This window comes from Shouchella miscanthi, from assembly GCF_007725405.1.
GTDB lineage: Bacteria > Bacillota > Bacilli > Bacillales > Bacillaceae_D > Shouchella > Shouchella hunanensis.
In genome coordinates, this window is the sequence record NZ_CP042163.1 from 3,493,008 (window position 1) to 3,512,053 (window position 19,046).

Sequence of the window (19,046 nt, forward strand, 5' to 3'; positions counted from 1 at the left end):
TTTTTTCGGAGGGATATTGATATGATTCGTAAGGCAGTTAAGCAAGATTTAGTTAAAATAGAGGAAATGGCTATTCGAGCAACCAAGAAGATGAATGCTGAAGGAAGTGACCAGTGGGACAAGCACTACCCTACTATTCAACATTTTACAAAGGATCTCGATTTAGGTTCATTATTTGTGTACGAACAAGACGGAGTAGTCGTCGGTTCTATTACAATCGACCAATCATTTGCACCTGAATATACAAGTACCTCTTTACAATGGTCTGAACAACAGCGGCACGCAGGAACGTTTCATCGCCTTTTAGTAGACCCTAGTGCGAGAAAAGCCGGTATTGCCGCGGCACTTATCGATTTTGCAGAAAAACATTCTCACAAAAAAGGCTTAACAGCCATGCAAGTGGACACGTACTCGTTAAACGAAAAAGCCCAACAGCTTTTTGAGAAATATGGCTACGAAAAAGTTGGCACGCTTCAGTTTCCTGGGAAAGAAGCCATCTTTTTTGGCTTTGAAAAACAGCTCACATAAAAAAGAGGGGTCTCCCCCTCTTTTAATGTTAATTATCCACGCGGCTCATATCCAATTCGTAATCGCCATCTTCTTTTTTCACTTCAGTTGGCTTTGATCCAAAAATACTATTGCGATTAATATTTAGTTTCTCTGCGGCGCGATCAGCGTATGGATCCACTAATTGACTATCTTCGTTTAAAACAAATTCTAACGCATTGATTTGCGTACGTAAACGCTGCATCGTGCGATCAAGATAAATATAAACTTGCTGCTCATGCTGGTCCATTTGTTTAAATGACTCTTCATTCACTTTCATTTCTTTAACCTTATTGATACACTTACCTAATTCTTCACGAAGTATGTTACGTTGTTCTTTAACAATCGATACGTCTCTCATTACATGTCATCCTTTCAATTCTAAAGAAGATTTATACTAATCTATTTACCTCTTTTCTAGTATAAAGGTTTCAGTTGAAAATATCAGCAAATTCCAATGAATTCACAAAATTAATCAGAACACCCCTTTGATTGACAGTCCAAGGGAACATCTTTTATAATTAATTCAAATTCGAGATAAATGATTTCGAGGTGTTTACAATGAAAGAAACAGATCAAGATTCATTAAAACTATTTACTGTATTATCAAGAGCTATGCAAACCGTTAAGTCCCACGTTGAGACAGATATACGCAAACACGGGTTTAACCCTACAGAATTTGCAGTCCTTGAATTGCTTTATTCAAAAGGTGATCAAACTGTGCAAAAAATTGGTCAAAAAGTACTTATCGCTAGTAGCAGCATCACCTATGTAGTTGATAAACTCGAAAAAAAAGCAATGATTGTTCGAAAACCTAGTCCAACTGACCGCCGCGTCACTTATGTGTCTATTACACAAAAAGGGATAAATTGGATGGATGCTGTCTTTCCTCAACACGCTCAAGCACTTAGTTCCATTTTCTCCCCACTAAATGAACAAGAAAAAAAAGCAATGATTACGTATTTAAAACGAGTCGGTTTGCAAGAAAACCGCATTTCAGACTAGTCCCTAACCGTTCGTATGCTCATGTTTTTAAATAAGCATCCAAGGGAATTGTATTATTACCTAGAATAATGCTACAGGGTGTAAGACAAGAGATCACCCGAGTAGAACTTGGCGTTCTTATCTCGTAGTGTCTATTAAAATAATACGAAAGGAGTCACTCATCTTCATGAAAAAATGGACTCGTTTATTTCATAAAGAATCTCAACCTGTCAAAAAAGAGAATCCTGTTCCTCCCGCTGTTCAAAAATTTGGAACGGATAAAGATGATGATGAATTTTACCAAGCGATTGAGAATAGACGATCTATTTACGTTTTAAGTAAGGATACGGTTCAGGGAGATTCTGACATCCTCAACCTAATTGAGCTCTCCATCCGATCCTTGCCAACGAATGAACATGCTCTTTCTGCACGAATGGTACTTTTGCTCCATGATGAGCATGATGCGTTCTGGCAGTTAACTCAGGAAAGAATGAAAAGCATTATGGACTATGCTGATTTCACCGACACTCAAGCGAAATTAGAAATGTTTGAACATGCTTACGGCACTATTTTGTTTTTTGATGATCAGGAGACATTTTCTACTACCTATACAAAGTCCATTGCCGGACAATACAATGGAATGCTTCAATATTTAATTTGGGTTACCCTTGAAACAAAAGGCTTTGGTGCTTCTTTACAGCACTATAATCCCATGATTAATGAAGCAGTCAAAAAACGATGGGATCTACCGAATAATTGGAATCTTGTTGCGCAAATGCCTTTTGGTAGACCTCATGAGTACCCAAACCCAAAAGAAATAAACCCACTTAAAGATCGGGTGATAGTGAAAGATTCGTAAGTAAGCGAGTCTTTTTCTTTACAACAAAAATTAAGGTTTGACAAGTTGTCTTGCGCATTGTAAAGTGAAATTTGCAAGAAATTATATGCCCTCGTTAGGTGAGGCTCCTGTGCTGGAGATACGCTGCTACCCAAAAATGTCCAAAGACGCCAATGGGTCAACAGAAACCATCGACATAAGGTGGTTTTTAACGTAGCTGGATATGTGTTCCTATGCCGCACAGTGCTAAAGCTCTACGAATGGAGGAGAGTTTATTGATACGATATGTTTCTTTAGTATGCGTTCAAACCGCCTCCCATTTGCTGAGGCGGTTTTTTATTTTTCTAAAAGGTGGTGGTGTGGGATGGATAGTTTACCCAAACCGAGGATAGGCTTTAACAGTATAAGAAGGGGGCCATTCCACACGTATTGTTTGGTTCTCTTCTAGGAAGTAGGAGGAGAGCATGATGGATAAATTAAAGACTGACCGGAAACGGAATGAATATAAAAACGAAATTGTAAAGCATCTAGTTTCAAGAAATCTTAAGGCTTTCAGAGAAACCTTTTTAGAGCTCCACCCAACGGACCAAGTTGAATTGTTTCACGAAATTGAGCGTCCTCTTCAAAAACAAGTGTTGTTATTTCTTAGTCCAGCTGAATTCGCCGACCTATTTGAAGGGTTAGATTTAGAAGATCAGCTTATTGTTTTTGAAGGGTTAAGCTATCAATATGCCGTTTCCATGTTCAATACGATGTCAGCCGATGATGTTGCTGACTTTTTAGCGGAAATTAATACGGAGCGCGCTGATGATATTTTAAGCTCAATGGATTTAGAAGAAGCGAAGCGCGTAGAGGAATTAATGGCTTACGCACCGAAAACTGCCGGTGCGATTATGACAAAAGAATTTGTACGCTTATCGGTAGAATCTTCTGCTAAAGAGGTTATTGCTGAACTACGAGAAAGCGCACCCGATGCAGAAACAATTTACTACTTGTATGTCGTTGATCAACAGCAGAAACTTGCTGGTGTCGTTTCGCTTCGTGACCTCATTATTGCGACACCAGAAATGACGGTGGAAGACATTATGAGCACACAAGTGGTATCCGTAAGTGAGAACGAAGATCAAGAAGACGTTGCTCGATTAATTAAGGAATATGACTTTCTTGCGGTACCTGTTGTAACGCCTGAAAAGCGACTTGTCGGTATCATTACCGTCGATGACGTCATTGATGTACTAGAAGAAGAAACAACAGAGGATTTCGATGAATTTGCCGCAACACGAGGGGCGACGGATTTATCTTTAACTGCGGTAACCGCTGCAAGAAAGCGTGCACCTTGGCTTATTTTGCTCATGTTTTTTGGTTTGATTACAGCAAATATTATTGGTCAATTTGAATCGACTTTGGAACAAGTGGTACTGCTTGCTGCATTTATGCCGCTCATTATGGGTACAGCAGGAAATACAGGAACGCAGTCTCTAGCAGTTGCGGTACGTGGTATTGCAACAGGCTCATTTGACCGAGGCGGTGTATGGAAAACAGTAAAAAGAGAACTTGGAACAGGGATTATACTCGGTCTTGTTTGTATGGTTGTGTTGATGGGCATTATTTATGTGTTTTACAACGGTGATTTTATTTTAGCATTTACTGTTGGGTTCTCTCTTTTTGCAGCTTTAAGTGTGGCAGCAGTGATCGGAGCAACTGTTCCTGTCGCCATTAACAAATTAAAGATTGATCCAGCCGTGGCCTCAGGTCCTTTTATTACAACGCTAAACGATATTATTAGTTTAATGATTTATTTTACAATCGCAACGACACTTCTTGACCAGCTATTATAAAAAAGGAAGCTTATCGACATGAACATCGATAAGCTTTTTTCCTTGTTCGTGTCTTCCTTGCGAAACCAGCGTTTTCTATGGTTAAATTCAAGTAAACAGGGTATAGAAAATAAGAAAATGAATAAGAAAGGAGCACGTCTTTGTCTAGAGAACAACGTAAACATGACCATATTCATCAAGCCATTCAGCAGCACCAAACGCGCTCCCCTTTTGAGGACATTCAATTTATCCATCAAACGCTCGCTACCTCGTCCTTTCATCACTGCCAGCTTGAAACCACTTTTCTTCATAAACCCATATCGTTGCCATTGCTCATAAACGCAATGACAGGTGGTGGAGGCAAGCAAACAGCACGTATTAATCAGCAGCTTGCAGAAGTGGCGCAACACTTTTCCATTCCAATGGCCGTTGGATCGCAAATGGCAGCGATCAAAGATCAAGAGCAAGTACATACGTATCGGATTATTCGCGATGCAGCACCAGACATCGTTTGCTTAGCTAATTTAGGGGCAGAAGCAACACCGTCTGACGCCTTGCGTGCCATTGATATGATTGAAGCGGATGGTCTTCAAATTCATTTTAATCATATCCAAGAGCTAGCTATGCCTGAAGGTGATCGGGATTTTTCTAAGCGTCTACGCAATTTGGAAGCGATTGTGGCGAAAAGTCCTGTACCGATTATTGCGAAAGAAGTCGGTTTTGGCATGACGAAAGAAGCAGTTAAACGTCTCTATGAAGCTGGTGTCTATGCTGTTGATGTGAGCGGCACAGGCGGAACGAATTTTTCACAAATTGAAAATGCGCGTCGGCAACTTTCATTAGACTTTTTTAATTCGTGGGGCGTTCCTACACCAATTGCATTAGTTGAAGCCCACTCATTAGCACTTCCACTCACATTGATTGCTTCTGGGGGTATAACATCGAGTATAGATACAGCCAAAGCGCTCTCGTTAGGCGCTTCCTTAGTAGGTATGTCCGGTTTTTTCATTAAGACATTGCAGAATGATGGCATCGATGCCGTTATCGCTTCTATTGAGCGCATGCAGGAAGAGCTATGCTATATGATGACTGCCTTAAATGTCCACACTGTAGAGGAACTTAAAAACGTCCCCCTTATTCTAAAAGGAGAGACGCATCATTGGTTGAATGAAAGAGGCATTGAAACGAAAGCCTATGCTTCGCGTTACTAAGAGCGAGATGATGGTGACGTGCTTTCATTCATCACGTACATAATCGTAATCATCTCTTTATTAAAAAAGGAAATGGCGTGCTTCGCATGAAGAGTGCCTTCCTTTTCTACTAAATGAAAAACTTCTCGGAGCGGTGTTCTCCAAGTCCACTTCCAAAAAGATAGATAGACACCTGTTAGCGGGTCCGTTTTATCTCCCACTAAGTAAAGGCCATCCCCTCCATCATTCATTGGTAATAATAAACCTGTTAAAACGCCGAATGGCAAGGGTAACTGAATAAAGTTGTATCGTTTGCTTCCAAGCCAGTTTGAATAGTAGGCCGTAAAAATCGGTTCTTTTGTTTGTGCATGCTTACGAACCCAGACCGTTGTATGCTCTTGCCCATTTGATACTAGCGCATACGTATTTCCCTCCATTGGTACCTTGCCAGCTGGAAGATGAAGTTGTTTTAATCGCTTTGTTACAAACAATAGGAAGGGCAGAAACCATCGAAATGGCTGATGCCATTTAATAGTCGCTTCTAGCGTATAGCGACTAGTCTGTTCGTGAAAGCGTAAAACGTTTGGATGTACGTTTTTAAAGTGAAACTGCTCGTGCTCATATTCACGCCACTCTTTTATAAGTGCGTTTGTCGGCGTAAGCTCTAAGTGAGCAAACAGTTGATCTTGAATGTACTTCCTCCCTCTTATAGGCTGAAGTGGCATTTCAGGTCTATGTTTCGCGCTTGGTTTAACGACAATCCAGACAATGAGCACGAGCAAAGCATAACCAAATGCATTAGCCATTCCGTGATAACGAACCATGTCAGGAATCGTTAATCGCTGAGGTGCCCATGCAAGCCCTGCGCTATACAAATAAGACAGCACCATTGTCATAAATAAGACGGCATGCGCTAGAAGCAAAAACCATCGTAACCAACCCCTGAGTAAAAAGCTATAGCGAATAGCTATAAGAGCAAGCCAAAACACAAAAAAAATGTAGATTAACACAAGAATCGGCTCTAGGGGCGGACCCAATTCAATTCCAAGTGCCACAAGAAAAGGACCGATAAGTATACCTGCTGCTAAATAAGCAAATCCGTTTTATGGAACCGTTTGATGCTTTAACCAACGTCCCAGCATGCCGCTAGCAATAGGCAGCACAAAGGCAGAGTAATGAAAATGAATGGCCGTTAAATCAATAATCGTTTGGCTGTAGGAAAGAAAAGTAGTTGCTTGTACAGCTGATAAAACAAACCAACCACCACCGATAGCAAGATAGATACACCCAACGTTTATGAGCACTTCTTCTGCATTTCGAAATCCTTGTAAACTTAAGCGAAAAAAACCAAAGCAGGCAATAACCACCGTTGCCCCTAACCAAATGATTGAAAACAAGGTCGCCACCCATAGAGTTTCAACCGTTAACGATGCTAAACCAGCTACAGAAAAAAGCAACAGCCACTTTTGAAGCCATGTGATAAGTGTTATGTACGGTGTATCTTTATTAGTCTCAATCAATAGCACTGTCGTTAACGGAACAATGACCATAACAGCAAATCCCAGTCCGAGATCAATACCAGTCGGCTTAAAGAAAAGCGCCCACAGTAGAAAAAAGGCGCTATATACTAAGTAAACGTGCATCATTCCCACTCCGTTATAATGTAGTCAATAAGATGAACATCTTCATTTTTACGAAATTTACTAGCCGACACACCGACCGTCTTTTTAAAGAGTTTCGTAAAATAATTCGCATCATCAATACCGACTTGATGAGCAACCTCCGCCACAGTTAAATCGGTTTTAGAAAGTAAATAGGCGGCTTTCTTAATACGTAGAATCGAAACATAGTGCATGGGTGTAATGTTCAATTCACGTTTAAATTGTTTAATAAAATAGTATTTAGACAGACCCACGTGATGAGCAACCGTTGCCAAATCAAACTGGTCACTCATATGGTCTTTCATATAGGTAATCGCCTGTGTAATCGGTTCTTTTAGCTTTTTCTTCGGCGGAACCGCAAGAAAGTGAAACAGCGTCATCAGAAATTCATATGCTCGCTGCGAGCCAATATAGGAGTTTGTAATCTCTCCCGATGCTGTTTCCGATAATAAGCGTAAAAGCAAACGGATTGGTTCTGCCTCTTTTTCAATAACAAGAATTGGTCCATACTTCTCTACAATATGATCGTGCATGGATAAAGCTTCTTTTCCTTCTAATGTAATATAAATAAATTCCCAATCGGTCGTAGCCTCTTTTGGATAGAAATAATGGTGATCACTTGGAATGGAGACAAAAAAAGCCTGCCCCTTTCCTAACGTAAATGTCTGATCTTCATAGGCTAAGGCGCCATGTCCGGATAGCGTGTATTGAAACACAATTTTTTCTCTATCAATTCGAGTCTGCCCGTTCCATGAATAAGTAGGGCTACGGACAACTTCCCAGCCAATGTTCCAAAGATTCACTTGAAATGGATACGGATGTTCTTGGAAGCGAAATCCATATGAACCTTTAAGCCCTTGTTCTCTCATGATTCTCTCCCCCTTGCCCCCTCAGTATAACGTAGAATGCTTGTTGCGACTAGGCTCTGTTGAAAGCGCAATAATTTCCATAAAGTAAACAGCAATTTTCTACTACTTTTAGTGAAACTATTACTATACTGTGAGTATCAACAGTAGGGGGTTACGTTATGAAGAAACTAACATTTATTGGTGCAGGTAGTACCATCTTCGCAAAAAATGTTCTTGGAGACTGTATGCATGTTGAATCTTTACAAGGGTTTGAATTTGCGTTATTTGATATTAACCCAGATCGCTTGCAAGAATCCTATTCTCTTCTCACTCAATTAAAAGATAATCTTAAGTCTACCGTAACCATTAAAAAATACGACAACCGCAAAGAAGCCTTACGCGGTGCAAGTTATATTATTAACGCTATTCAAGTCGGTGGTTATAAGCCTAGTACCGTTATCGACTTTGACATCCCTAAGAAATACGGGCTTCGGCAAACCATTGGTGACACAATTGGAATCGGTGGTTTATTCCGTTCTTTAAGAACGATTCCGGTCATGCTTGATATTGCAAAAGATATTGAGGAAGTCGCACCTGACGCTTGGTTTCTTAATTATACCAACCCTATGGCTGCGCTTACTGGAACGTTGTCACGCTTTACAAATGTCAAAAATGTTGGGCTATGCCACAGCGTTCAAGTGTGTACACGCGACTTATTTAAGCATTTAGACATGGACCATTCCGGAATTCAGGAAAAAATTGCCGGTATTAATCACGTTGCTTGGTTACTTGAAGTAACAAGAGACGGCGTCGATCTTTATCCAGAAATTAAAAGACGGGCAAAAGAAAAAAGTAAGGAAAAACATCACGATATGGTGCGCTTTGAACTGATGCAACGTTTTGGCTATTACTTAACGGAATCATCAGAACACAATGCCGAATACCACCCATACTTTATAAAATCAGCTTATCCAGAGCTCATTGATCGCTTTAACATTCCGCTAGACGAGTACCCAAGACGTTGTGTGAACCAAATCGAAGGCTGGGAGAAGATGAAGCAGTCGTTGATGAATGACGGGGATATTACACATAATCGTTCTATTGAATATGGCTCACGAATTATTGAGGCAATGGAAACAGGTGAAGCATTCTTATTTGGTGGCAATGTTCTAAATAAAGGCGGCCTCATTTCAAACTTGCCGACAAACGCTTGTGTAGAAGTTCAATGCATAGCCGATCGCTCAGGGGTAACACCGACTTTTGTTGGTGATTTACCAGAGCAACTTGCGGCCATTAACCGCACGAACATTAATACACAGTTACTTACTATTGAAGCAGCGATCACCAAAAAGAAAGACCACATTTATCATGCGGCAATGCTCGACCCGCACACATCAGCAGAATTATCAATTGATGATATCGTAGCGCTTTGTGATGATTTAATTGAAGCACATGGAGAATATCTCCCAGATTATTCATAATGTCTATAAAAAAAGCTTTCACGCCATTTCTACTGATTTGGTGTGGAAGCTTCTTATTTATAAACGCGTACTAATCCGGCTCAGTCCCTCTCATCTATTTTGTATCAGCCTACTCTACCAAAACATCCATACTACCTATGATAAAATAGAAAAACCTAAGCAATAAGTTCGTTTTCCGTTAACAGATTAAATAAGAAAGGATGAGACTACAGTGACCTTGAGAAACGATGTACCTGATGTTCCAGTAACAATGGACATTATCATTTCAAAGTTATATGCTTCACTCGTGAAGTCTGTCTACGAACAATTTGGAGATGAAGGAGTAAACAAAGTCGAGCAAGGGGTACAAGCTTTGCTTGATGAGCAGTTAAACGATTTAAACAAACGTTCGTCTTATTCCTATAAGCAGCTAGACGAACGTGCACGCTATTCCATCCCACATTTAGCTAATGCTTCGGAAGTGAAAGAAACTCACCGTGCATATGAACAGATTCAAAAAGAGGCAGGAATTGAACCCTTTACGATTTACGCTATGATGGCAAAGCTCTTTGCGCATATTGCGAAAGCGGTTGTTGATCGTTTTGACGAAGATGGCAGACAAGCCATTAGAGAAGGGGTTCGTCATTTCGGTGAAGCCCGTGGGCAAGACATTGCCAGACGAGCAGCGGCAAAAGGATTGCCTAACACAGCTGAAAACTATTTAACCAATTATGATATGGGTCGTAGTGACCTGTTTGAGTTTGAAACCACATACCATCCAAAAGAAATCGAGCAAACCTTTACTGTTTGCGCATTCGGTGATCAATGGAAAAAAGATGGAACCGGTGAGCACGGGATTCTCTACTGTCAAATGATAGATCCTTCTATTGCAAAAGGTTACAACCTGAATTTCGATGTTGTTCATGATCGCTATGTGTTAAAAGAAGGCGACTGTCATTTTCGCTTCCAGATGAAAGAGGATGAATCGAATTAATACATGCTCCTGAACAAATGTATCTTTAAATAAATTTTTTTATAACATGAACGATTTAAAAAATCCTCATTTTTCGCTACTTCTAGTTGATTGAAGTAGTCTTTTTTTTTGCCTTCTTTCTATCTCAATCATATTTCCCAATGGACAGGCTCTTGATTAGCGAACAATTGTTCTGTATACTTTTTTTATACGAAAATATGTTCGTGTTTTTATTTTTTTTGCGAACGTTCTCTATTATAAAAAGAGGTCAAGGAGGTCATTTATGTGGATGAAGCCCATACAAAGAGAAAACAGTCCGTCCGATTAATGATTGAATTATTCCTAAAAGATCGTGACCATCAACAGCTTTTCTTAACGGCACAACAATACCCTACTCCAATGAATCAACTTGCACTTGATGATGCGTTTCGGCGTTTTTTCACGCGTATTAAAACGGTTCAATACATTAGTAGACTTATTAAAGGGTATTCAGTCGATTTTGATAAGCGTGTACGAAATCAACCTTTAACTGTTTCCATTGACGAAAAGCAAACAGATGATGGCTATTCTACTTTTATTGGAATGATTCGTGCCGGTGATGTTCTAGATGATCTTGAGCACGCATTGGATGAAGAAGGTTCTACTGCTGAATTATTTGCAGACAAGTATATTTCCCAAGCGTTTTCACAGCTTAATTCGATGCAGCAAACCATTTTAATCTATTCATACTTTTATGGCTATCAAAACAAAGAAATTGCCCTTTTCCTAGATGCATCAGAACAACGAATCTCATACAACAAAAAGCGCGCCCTTGAACGTTTAAAATCAAGCGTACCAAAAATAAATGAGGAGAATGAACAATGAGTTTTCACTATGAAAAGATCTTAGAAGATTTTCAACCAAAAATAAAAAAAAGCCTCTACCAAACCGCACCTGCAAACAGAGAAGATTTGGAACAGGAAATTAAAATGAAAATCTATGAGAAAATGGATGTCATCCAGAATATCAATGCTCCAGGTTTTTACGAATTTGTTAGTGGCCATGAGGAAGTAGCGGAAACAATTGGTTTATACTTACTACATCATGAAAAGAACAAGAAAGAATACGAGTAGAATCGCTTTATTTATCAAAAGAAAAGCGATTCTACTAAGCCGTTATTCCTTAACAGAACCTAGCACGATTCCTTTTACAAAATACTTTTGAAGAAATGGGTAAACGAGAATAATTGGTAATGCACCAATAAAAATTTGAGCAGAGCGAACCGTCCGTTCTGATAGAGCCCGGACTTCATCAGGATTTACATTCATTTGTGAATAATCATTTTGTACAATTATCGTTTGTAAAAACGTCGATAATGGATATTTCGACGAGTCGGTTAAATAAATAAGCCCATCGAACCATGAATTCCATTGTCCTACCATTGTAAACAGACCTACCGTCGCAAGTGCCGGTAATGAAATCGGTAAATAAATGCGAAAAAGGATCTTAAAATGACCGGCACCGTCTATTAAAGCGGCTTCTTCTAACGATTTAGGCACTCCTGTTCGAAAGAAATTTAACAGTAAAATCATATTAAAAACATTTACTGCTCCTGGTAGAACAAGTGCCCAAATCGTATTAATCATTCCGAGGTTTTGAATTAAAATATACGTTGGAATTAATCCTCCGTTAAATAGCATAATAAAGATCAGTGTATATACATACCATTTTCTACCTCGGAACTCATGATCTTCTTTTGACAGTGCATAGGCCGCAAGTGTCACAACACTTAAACTAATCAACGTCCCAAGAACCGTTCGAAAAACACCGTTCCAAAGCGCTCTTAGGAAATTTTCATTTCCAAGGGTTTGCTCCCAAGCAGCAAACGTAAAGTCAATCGGAAAAAAGCGAACCAAATTCGCATTTGCCGGCGCTGAAGCGCTAAACGATACTGCTAAAATATGAATAAGCGGCAAGATACAAAGAATACCGAGGACAAGAAGAAAGATATTGTTACATAGTGAAAACAGTTTATAAGAACGACTTCGATGATGCATAGCTCCTCCTCCTTCTAAAAGATGCGATAGTTTGCGTACTTGTAAGCTAAGCGATAACCGGTCACAATGAGAATAAAGGCAATAACAGATTTAAATACACCGACTGCTGTTGCATAGCTAAAATTCCCGCCAAGCAGCCCTTGTCGATAAACATATGTGTCAATGATGTCACCTTTATCATAAACAAGTGGGTTATATAAATTAAAAATTTGATCAAATCCCGCATTTAAGATATTTCCTAGTGCGAGCGTTGCCACAACGATGGTAATGGGTAGTAGACTTGGAAGCGTTATGTGAAGAACTTGTTGCAAACGATTAGCTCCGTCGACGATTGCAGCCTCGTACAAACTGGGGTTAATTCCTGCTAACGCTGCCAGGAAAATGATTGCCGAAAATCCAAAGTCTTTCCAAACATCCGATACGATAACAGTTACGCGAAACCAATCACTATCTCCTAAAAAGAAAATTGGATTCATACCAAAGATCCCGATAAATTGATTGATTAACCCACCATCAACCGATAAAAGATCAAGTAAAATACCGCCTAAAATAACCCATGACAAAAAATGGGGTAAATAGACTAACGTTTGGATCGAGCGCTTATAAGCGATAATTCGAACTTCATTTAATAGTAAAGCAAACACAATAGGCACGATAAGCTGGAAGATTATTTTGAAGGTGGAAATGACAAGTGTATTCCAAATGACTTGTCTGCCTTCTTGAAATTCAAAGATGCGAATGAACTGATCAAACCCAACCCATTCGGATCCTAAAAAGCCTTCCCATGGCTTAAAGTTTTGAAAGGCCATAATAATACCTGCTAAAGGAATATAATTAAATACAAGTGCAAAGAGTATTGCTGGCAGCACAAGTACGTGTAGCGGCCAATTACGCTTCATATTCCAAGGCTGTTTCTTCTTTTTAACGAGAGGCTGTATCGTCTCACTTTTTAGTTGGGCCACGCTTCTTTCCCTCCTTAGCGCTGTCTAAATTCATGTGGCGTCTGCTTAAATTCTTTCTTGAACACTCGAATAAAATAAGAGGCATGCTGATACCCTAATTCTTCTGATATTAGACTGACTTTCATATTCGTTTGTGTTAATAACGTAACAGCACGATTCATGCGTAAGCGGTGAATATAATCTGTCAATGTTTCGCCTGTTTCTTCTTTAAAACGCTTTGATACATAGGATGGATTTAAATATAGATTCGTTGCTATGTCTTGTAGCGTTGGCTGCTTCATAAACGAAGCATCTATAAATTCTTTCACTCTTTTTGCTAGCGACTCTTGTTGAATTTCTTCGCTAGTTGAATCCACTAGCGGTTTACGAAGATACTGTTTTGCCTGCTTCCAAAAAATTAATGGCGCCCCCACTTTTATCGTCACTCCATAAAAAAGATCCTTTTTCAATGCTTTTCGTAATCGAACGGCACGATCATGAACATCTTTTTCTACTAGCAATGGATCACTGTGATGTACAGGATAAAGAAGATAAGAGATCGCATTTAGAGAGACATGTTTTTCTAGTAAAACATAAGCTTCTGCAAGTTCTTCATTAATCATCTGCTTCCAGCCATGGCTTGAATTCTGGCTGTGCTCAACACGAACGGTAATGGGAATGGTACGAATATCGCTTTGATGAGCCATACCGTAATGCACAAGCTCTGCTTTTAGAGCATCATCTCCCTTTTCTCCACTAATCCATGGCTGAAAGACCGACTCTCCTACAAAACTTAAGTTACTTTTTATCGCTGCAACAGTTTGTTCTTGCATATACCGTTCCTTTTTCTCTTCAATCTTTTTTACTAATGCTTGTTCAACTGCATAAATGAGCTCTTCATCTCTAACTGGTTTTAGTAAATAATCGACTGCCTGTGCCTTTATCGCTGCTTGCGCATAGGAAAAATCTGAATAACCAGAAAGTAAAATACATTTAGGTTGTATGGAAAACTTCGTTACATCCTGTAATAACTCAAGACCTGAACGCCCTGGCATACGTATATCGGTAATCAAAACATCTATAGGAAATGCCGCTAAGATTTCATTCGCTTTTCGAGCGGAGCGTGCACAGTGAACCTGGCTAATCGTAAGTTGATGCCATGGTAAGCTTGCTAATCCTTGTAATGTAGCGTCTTCATCATCCACAATTAATAGCTGGTACATACCATCACTCCCCATTTTGATACGCTTTGTCCAGTTTACATAAAAGAGTAACGTTTAAACCGCCAAGCTCAGAAAAGCCGACAACTAAACCTGAATTCGCCCCAAAACGATGGCGCATGCGTTGATTAACATTCCGTAGTCCGTAATGATTCATCGCCTCTTCTTGGGATTCTAGTAGCTTCTGAATCCTAGCTAATGAATCAGTCGAGACAGTGTGTCCATTATCATCTACGCATATTTGCCAGCCTTCTTCTAGAAGCTTTCCATGAATTCGAATTTCCGCCCTTTCCTCGACATCAGCTATCCCATGAACGATGGCATTCTCCACAATAGGCTGAATAAGTAGTCGCGGAATAGGTTGCTTTAAAAGGTCTTCTGGTAGATTCATAGAATAGCTTAAATCACGCTTCCGCAAAGAATGGATGGCTAAAAAATTGTTTACTAACTTCAATTCTTCTTCTACAGTCGTTTCTTCCTTTTCTACTTCTGTTCGATAGCGGAAATAGTCACCTAAATGAAGCGCCATTGCTTCGACAGCATCTGTATTGTTTATTTTCGCCATGTTTTTAATATAGAAGAGGCAATTGTATAGAAAGTGTGGATCTATTTGAGCTTGCAGCAATTTTAATGTTGCTTGCTGAGATCGAATTTTCTCTTCATACACTTCTTCTATTAACGTTTGAATTTGATCAGCCATATCATTAAACCCACTCATTGCAATAGCAAATTCCTTTTGGTCTGGAACAGCCATCCGCGTGTAGTAGTGTCCTCTTTTAAACTGGAGAATGGCATCCTTTAATGTTCCGATTGGCTGCAATAATTGCGTATTTAATAACCAAGCTGCAGCAACACCTAAAAGCAACAACACAAATCCAGTTGCATAAAACCAAGTTCGTGTTGTCGCAATAGGACTTAACACATCTTCTAGCGGAACAAGATCGACGAGAACCCAATCTAAACTTGTCGAGGAAATATACGATAATGTGTAATCATCTTGACCTAATGTAAACCGTTCCGTTCCCCTCTCTTCGTCATCTAATTGGAGTGAAAAGTTGTAATCCAGTGGAAACTCGTGATTGGTGCCTACCGGTTTAATTAATTCGTGATGTGGATGATACAGGAATGAATAACCATCATTTGCTAGAGCTAAATCATTTAAATGGTGTTGGACAGCTTCAATATAAATCCGTGCTTCAACAATAACAGCTTGATTCTCATTATGATGAGTAATCGAGTCTTTCACGTGCTGAACAAAATAAGGGCGATCCGAATCATTCCCTTCTCCATTGGCAATATATGTCCAGGAAGGGGATAGCGTTTCTGGTCGTTCTGGGGATTTCATCATGGTGGATAATTGTCTTTCCCCATCCGGAAAAAAGATCGTCACATCAACTAAAAATGTACTAAGCTGCTGGTAAAGCAATAACTTCTCTTGAATGTCCTGCTGAAGCTCTATTGAATCGTACGGACTCAGTAAATCAATATTCCTTAGTCGATTTGTATCCGAATCAATGCTTAATGCCACGAGAAATTGTGACACTTGCCAAAGATCCGCTTCTAGACGATTCATTGAGACATCAAGCCGATTGATGTTTCGCGTATCGATTTCATCTCGAACCACTCGTTCACTGACCATGTTTGAATACGTATAAACAATGACTACAGGTACTAGAAAAAGAATAATGCTTACGACCATCTTGTAAAATAAGCTTTTTTGTTTGAACATAACGCTCCCCCCTAAGCGTTATTGTAAGCGATAAACAACCAGCTAGTATGCCAATTCAGAGAAAAAGACAGCGTTTTCTTTTTACGCTGCCCGTTTTTTGTTCATTCACTCGAATTGACAACGTCAAACCATTCGTTCACTTCTGCAATGACATCGTCGCCGCCCTGGCTTCTCCATTGCTCAACCAGACCATCAAATTCATCAATTGGCGTTTCACCGTAAATCATTTTATTAAAGCCTTCGCTTAGTAACGTATCAAGTGCATCCCCCCGGCTAACCATTGTTTCTGTCGGTCGCCCTGTAAACATACTTGGTATTTGCGCATCCGCACTATCAACCACTATGCGGGCACCTTCCCACGCTTGTTCTGGATATTGAAGATACACTTTGCGTTCAAACGGGGTTTTTGGCTCTTCTCCTCTTGCGAAATCTGCAAGCGCATTAATATAAAGGCTTGGAATACGCGCACCATCAAATGTGAGTGTGTACTTTACAGGATCAATTCGCCCACCTGGGATATCCTCTTCTCCATACTTCACGTCTCCATTTTCGAAAACGTAGTCATACCCTTCAGCAAACCCATATTCAAATTCGCTTCCCTCTTCTGGATTTGCAAAATTCTCAAATAAATAATTTTGATACACAAAAAATGCTTGAATTTCATCTTCTGTTGCATTTTCATTAAACATAACTGCACCATTTTGTGATGTAATGCCTGTCGAGCGCCCTTTTAGCCCCTCTGGTCCGGTTGGGATATCATACGCTTTATACTCCGCACCTTCTACATTTTCCAACACTTCAGCTAATGGCCAATCTGGCATCCAATGCGGTCCAGCAATGATTCCGGCACGACCAGCGGTAAACAATTCTGCAGCCTTGCCCTCGTCCCATAAACCGGACTCTTGGTGAAGATACCCTTCATCCATCCAACGTTTTAACGTTTCTAAGCCATCTTTTATTTCAGGCTGGATATCTCCATTCACGAGAGTGCCATCTTCAGCAAGATTGTACTGATTTGGCATCCCTCCGTGTGCACCAAAGACCCAGTCTACCGTTGACATCCACGTGTTTAATTGGTTTGTAAAGCCTGCAGCAAGGCCGTATACTTTCTCTCCGGTTCCAGTGGGATCACCATTTACAAACGCATCCATGATTTCTTCAATGTCCTCCAACGTTTCGGGAGCGTCAAGACCTAGATTGTCCATCCAATCTTGTCGAATGAACAGAACGGTATCACCATTCATTTCATAATCTAATATCGGAATAGCAAATCGCCCTTCTTCCCGAGTATATGGATCCCACGCATGCGGATCAGCTGCCATTGCTTCTTTCCACGTATCGGACGCATATTTATCAAATAATTCTCCAACCTCTTTCACGCGGCCAGAATCGATTAAATCCTGTGTAAGAGGACTTCTTAACGCTAAAATCGAGGGTAGTGGTTGATTGGAAGACATCTCTAGTTGAAGCTTTGTTTCGAATGTCTCACCAGGTCCACTTGTAGTCCACATATAATTCAAATCAATGTTGAACGTATCTTTTACCCATTCAGTATGAACATTGTCTTCAATTGTTTCACCGTCACGAAAGAAAATATCACCAGAGACATGTTTAATTAAGTCTAATCTGACTGGTTCTTCAAACCGTTCTGGCAATTCATCAGCTGATGCTACGGCCTCCACCGTACTTTCTCGGTCGTTTGACGAATTGCTACAAGCTGCAAGCGCGATGACAGCAACACTTGTCATTAGAATAGATCCATATCTTTTCACTTCTTGCTCCCCCTTACCTTTTGTGTAGTCAGGCTTTTTTTCACCATTTGTAAGCCCTTTCATTTCACTATATCGCTTCTATTAGACTTTTAAAATAATACTTCTTTTAGATTTATAACACTCTGTTGTCATTCTTAACAGCATCTTTTGTTCTCAACAAAAAAAGGCCATTAATCGACCTTTTTCACTTCCATGACAATAGAGTCACTAACCGGTTCAAAACCAATTTCTTGGTAAATGTGATTGGAGGTAGGGTTATCTAAGTCCGTATACAGTAAAATAACTGAAAACCCATCCTTTATACACTGATGGCACAGAGCAGTGACACACCTTGTAGCAAAACCATTTTGCCGAAACGGTTTTGGTGTATAGACAAGGTTAATCGTCACGCTTTGACCGATCTTTCTTGTAGCGTTTGCCATTGCTACAGCGATACCGTCCACTTCTAGAAGATATAACCCACCTTTATCTAGCTGCTGTCTTGCCGTTTTTTCAGCTTCCTTTACCGTAATACGCTGCTCTGATAAATTCGCTTCATAGTCAAAATCTTGAATCCAATTTGCGACAAATGGAATATCTTCCCGCTTCATCTTCCTAATATGTCCTCCAGATATAGGACTTACAGATGTAAGATTCAATTGATACAAGCGCTGATTCATCACCGTTTGCACAGAACATGCTCTCGCTTTACCTAATAACTGAGTGATGTGCACGGTCGGTTCTTTCACCCCGACAAAGCGAGTAATGGGTCGATCCTTTAGCGCTTGAACGAAGACATTGATTACGGATCCTGATAGTTGCTTCGTTTTAAAAGCCAAGACGGCTTGGTTCGGTATTGTCTGCAAGCAAAAGACGTCATATTCAACACTACACATAAACAACGGAGGTTTGTTTCCTCTTAATGTTTGTTGTGCTAAACCTAGGAATAAACTATTTTCGACGCTGTTCTCCTTTAACGCTCTTACGCTTTCGTTGTAAAAAACGTCACTGTCTCTAAACAGATGAACCTTCACCTCACCGCCTCCTTTGTA

The 19,046-nt window shown here is 40.0% G+C and carries 17 protein-coding genes, 1 pseudogene and 1 riboswitch; of the genes and pseudogenes, 9 read left to right on the top strand and 9 right to left on the bottom strand.

From position 1 onward, the window contains the following. Positions 1 to 21 precede the first annotated feature (21 nt). Complete coding sequence (locus FPV17_RS17920) at positions 22 to 528, top strand: GNAT family N-acetyltransferase (RefSeq protein ID WP_052007883.1); 507 nt, start codon at positions 22 to 24, stop codon at positions 526 to 528. Between the two features lie 28 nt (positions 529 to 556). On the opposite strand, the gene FPV17_RS17925 is transcribed toward FPV17_RS17920, so the two are convergent. Then, the gene (locus FPV17_RS17925) at positions 557 to 907 is read right to left on the bottom strand and encodes a hypothetical protein (RefSeq protein ID WP_144559752.1); all 351 of its coding nucleotides are present in this window, start codon (positions 905 to 907) and stop codon (positions 557 to 559) included. 200 nt (positions 908 to 1,107) lie between these two features. On the opposite strand from FPV17_RS17925, the gene FPV17_RS17930 reads away from it, so the two are divergent. The 4 genes from FPV17_RS17930 to fni all read left to right on the top strand — a co-directional run bounded on the left by FPV17_RS17930 (position 1,108) and on the right by fni (position 5,396). Beyond that, positions 1,108 to 1,551: a MarR family winged helix-turn-helix transcriptional regulator gene (locus FPV17_RS17930; protein WP_144559754.1), complete on the top strand. Its 444-nt coding sequence runs from the start codon at positions 1,108 to 1,110 to the stop codon at positions 1,549 to 1,551. Positions 1,552 to 1,717: 166 nt separating this feature from the next. After that, the gene (locus FPV17_RS17935; protein WP_144559756.1) at positions 1,718 to 2,389 is read left to right on the top strand and encodes a nitroreductase family protein; all 672 of its coding nucleotides are present in this window, start codon (positions 1,718 to 1,720) and stop codon (positions 2,387 to 2,389) included. A gap of 83 nt (positions 2,390 to 2,472) precedes the next feature. Continuing rightward, positions 2,473 to 2,640, top strand: a riboswitch (M-box (ykoK) riboswitch). 195 nt (positions 2,641 to 2,835) lie between these two features. After that, on the top strand, positions 2,836 to 4,206 hold the full coding sequence (gene mgtE / locus FPV17_RS17940) for a magnesium transporter (protein ID WP_035394756.1): 1,371 nt from the start codon (positions 2,836 to 2,838) through the stop codon (positions 4,204 to 4,206). 140 nt (positions 4,207 to 4,346) lie between these two features. Continuing rightward, positions 4,347 to 5,396, top strand: a complete 1,050-nt coding sequence (gene fni, locus FPV17_RS17945; RefSeq protein ID WP_144559758.1) for a type 2 isopentenyl-diphosphate Delta-isomerase — start codon at positions 4,347 to 4,349, stop codon at positions 5,394 to 5,396. On the opposite strand, the pseudogene FPV17_RS17950 reads toward fni, so the two are convergent. Together FPV17_RS17950 and FPV17_RS17960 are read right to left on the bottom strand one after the other, a co-directional pair. After that, positions 5,393 to 7,021 (bottom strand): annotated as a pseudogene (locus FPV17_RS17950) (YndJ family protein). The gene fni and the pseudogene FPV17_RS17950 sit on opposite strands and share 4 nt — an antisense overlap. After that, a complete protein-coding gene (locus FPV17_RS17960; protein ID WP_144559763.1) occupies positions 7,018 to 7,905 on the bottom strand; it encodes an AraC family transcriptional regulator in 888 nt (295 codons plus the stop codon). The pseudogene FPV17_RS17950 and the gene FPV17_RS17960 overlap by 4 nt, the downstream one beginning before the upstream one ends. Positions 7,906 to 8,063: 158 nt before the next feature. Here FPV17_RS17960 and FPV17_RS17965 point away from each other — a divergent pair, with 158 nt between their 5' ends. From FPV17_RS17965 to FPV17_RS17980, 4 genes are all read left to right on the top strand, one after another. Then, the gene (locus FPV17_RS17965; RefSeq protein WP_144559765.1) at positions 8,064 to 9,365 is read left to right on the top strand and encodes an alpha-glucosidase/alpha-galactosidase; all 1,302 of its coding nucleotides are present in this window, start codon (positions 8,064 to 8,066) and stop codon (positions 9,363 to 9,365) included. Between the two features lie 211 nt (positions 9,366 to 9,576). Then, on the top strand, positions 9,577 to 10,338 hold the full coding sequence (locus tag FPV17_RS17970) for an L-2-amino-thiazoline-4-carboxylic acid hydrolase (protein ID WP_246117066.1): 762 nt from the start codon (positions 9,577 to 9,579) through the stop codon (positions 10,336 to 10,338). A 264-nt stretch (positions 10,339 to 10,602) separates the two neighbouring features. Next, positions 10,603 to 11,181, top strand: coding sequence for a sigma-70 family RNA polymerase sigma factor (locus tag FPV17_RS17975; protein WP_035394766.1), 579 nt, complete (start codon positions 10,603 to 10,605; stop codon positions 11,179 to 11,181). Continuing rightward, entirely contained in the window at positions 11,178 to 11,429 is a 252-nt protein-coding gene (locus tag FPV17_RS17980) for a hypothetical protein (protein ID WP_035394768.1), read from the top strand. The genes FPV17_RS17975 and FPV17_RS17980 overlap by 4 nt, the downstream gene beginning before the upstream one ends. A gap of 42 nt (positions 11,430 to 11,471) precedes the next feature. Here the strand turns inward: FPV17_RS17980 and FPV17_RS17985 are convergent, their stop codons facing one another. The 6 genes from FPV17_RS17985 to FPV17_RS18010 form a co-directional block, all read right to left on the bottom strand. Beyond that, entirely contained in the window at positions 11,472 to 12,353 is an 882-nt protein-coding gene (locus FPV17_RS17985) for a carbohydrate ABC transporter permease (RefSeq protein ID WP_144559767.1), read from the bottom strand. Positions 12,354 to 12,367: 14 nt separating this feature from the next. Next, entirely contained in the window at positions 12,368 to 13,252 is an 885-nt protein-coding gene (locus tag FPV17_RS17990; protein ID WP_144560530.1) for an ABC transporter permease, read from the bottom strand. A 77-nt stretch (positions 13,253 to 13,329) separates the two neighbouring features. Continuing rightward, a complete protein-coding gene (locus FPV17_RS17995) occupies positions 13,330 to 14,517 on the bottom strand; it encodes a response regulator (RefSeq protein ID WP_186370650.1) in 1,188 nt (395 codons plus the stop codon). A gap of 4 nt (positions 14,518 to 14,521) precedes the next feature. After that, a complete protein-coding gene (locus FPV17_RS18000) occupies positions 14,522 to 16,243 on the bottom strand; it encodes a cache domain-containing sensor histidine kinase (protein WP_144559771.1) in 1,722 nt (573 codons plus the stop codon). Positions 16,244 to 16,344: 101 nt separating this feature from the next. Beyond that, entirely contained in the window at positions 16,345 to 18,015 is a 1,671-nt protein-coding gene (locus FPV17_RS18005) for an extracellular solute-binding protein (RefSeq protein ID WP_246117067.1), read from the bottom strand. A gap of 170 nt (positions 18,016 to 18,185) precedes the next feature. Further along, a complete protein-coding gene (locus tag FPV17_RS18010) occupies positions 18,186 to 19,028 on the bottom strand; it encodes a GNAT family N-acetyltransferase (RefSeq protein WP_052007889.1) in 843 nt (280 codons plus the stop codon). Between the last annotated feature and the right edge of the window lie 18 nt (positions 19,029 to 19,046).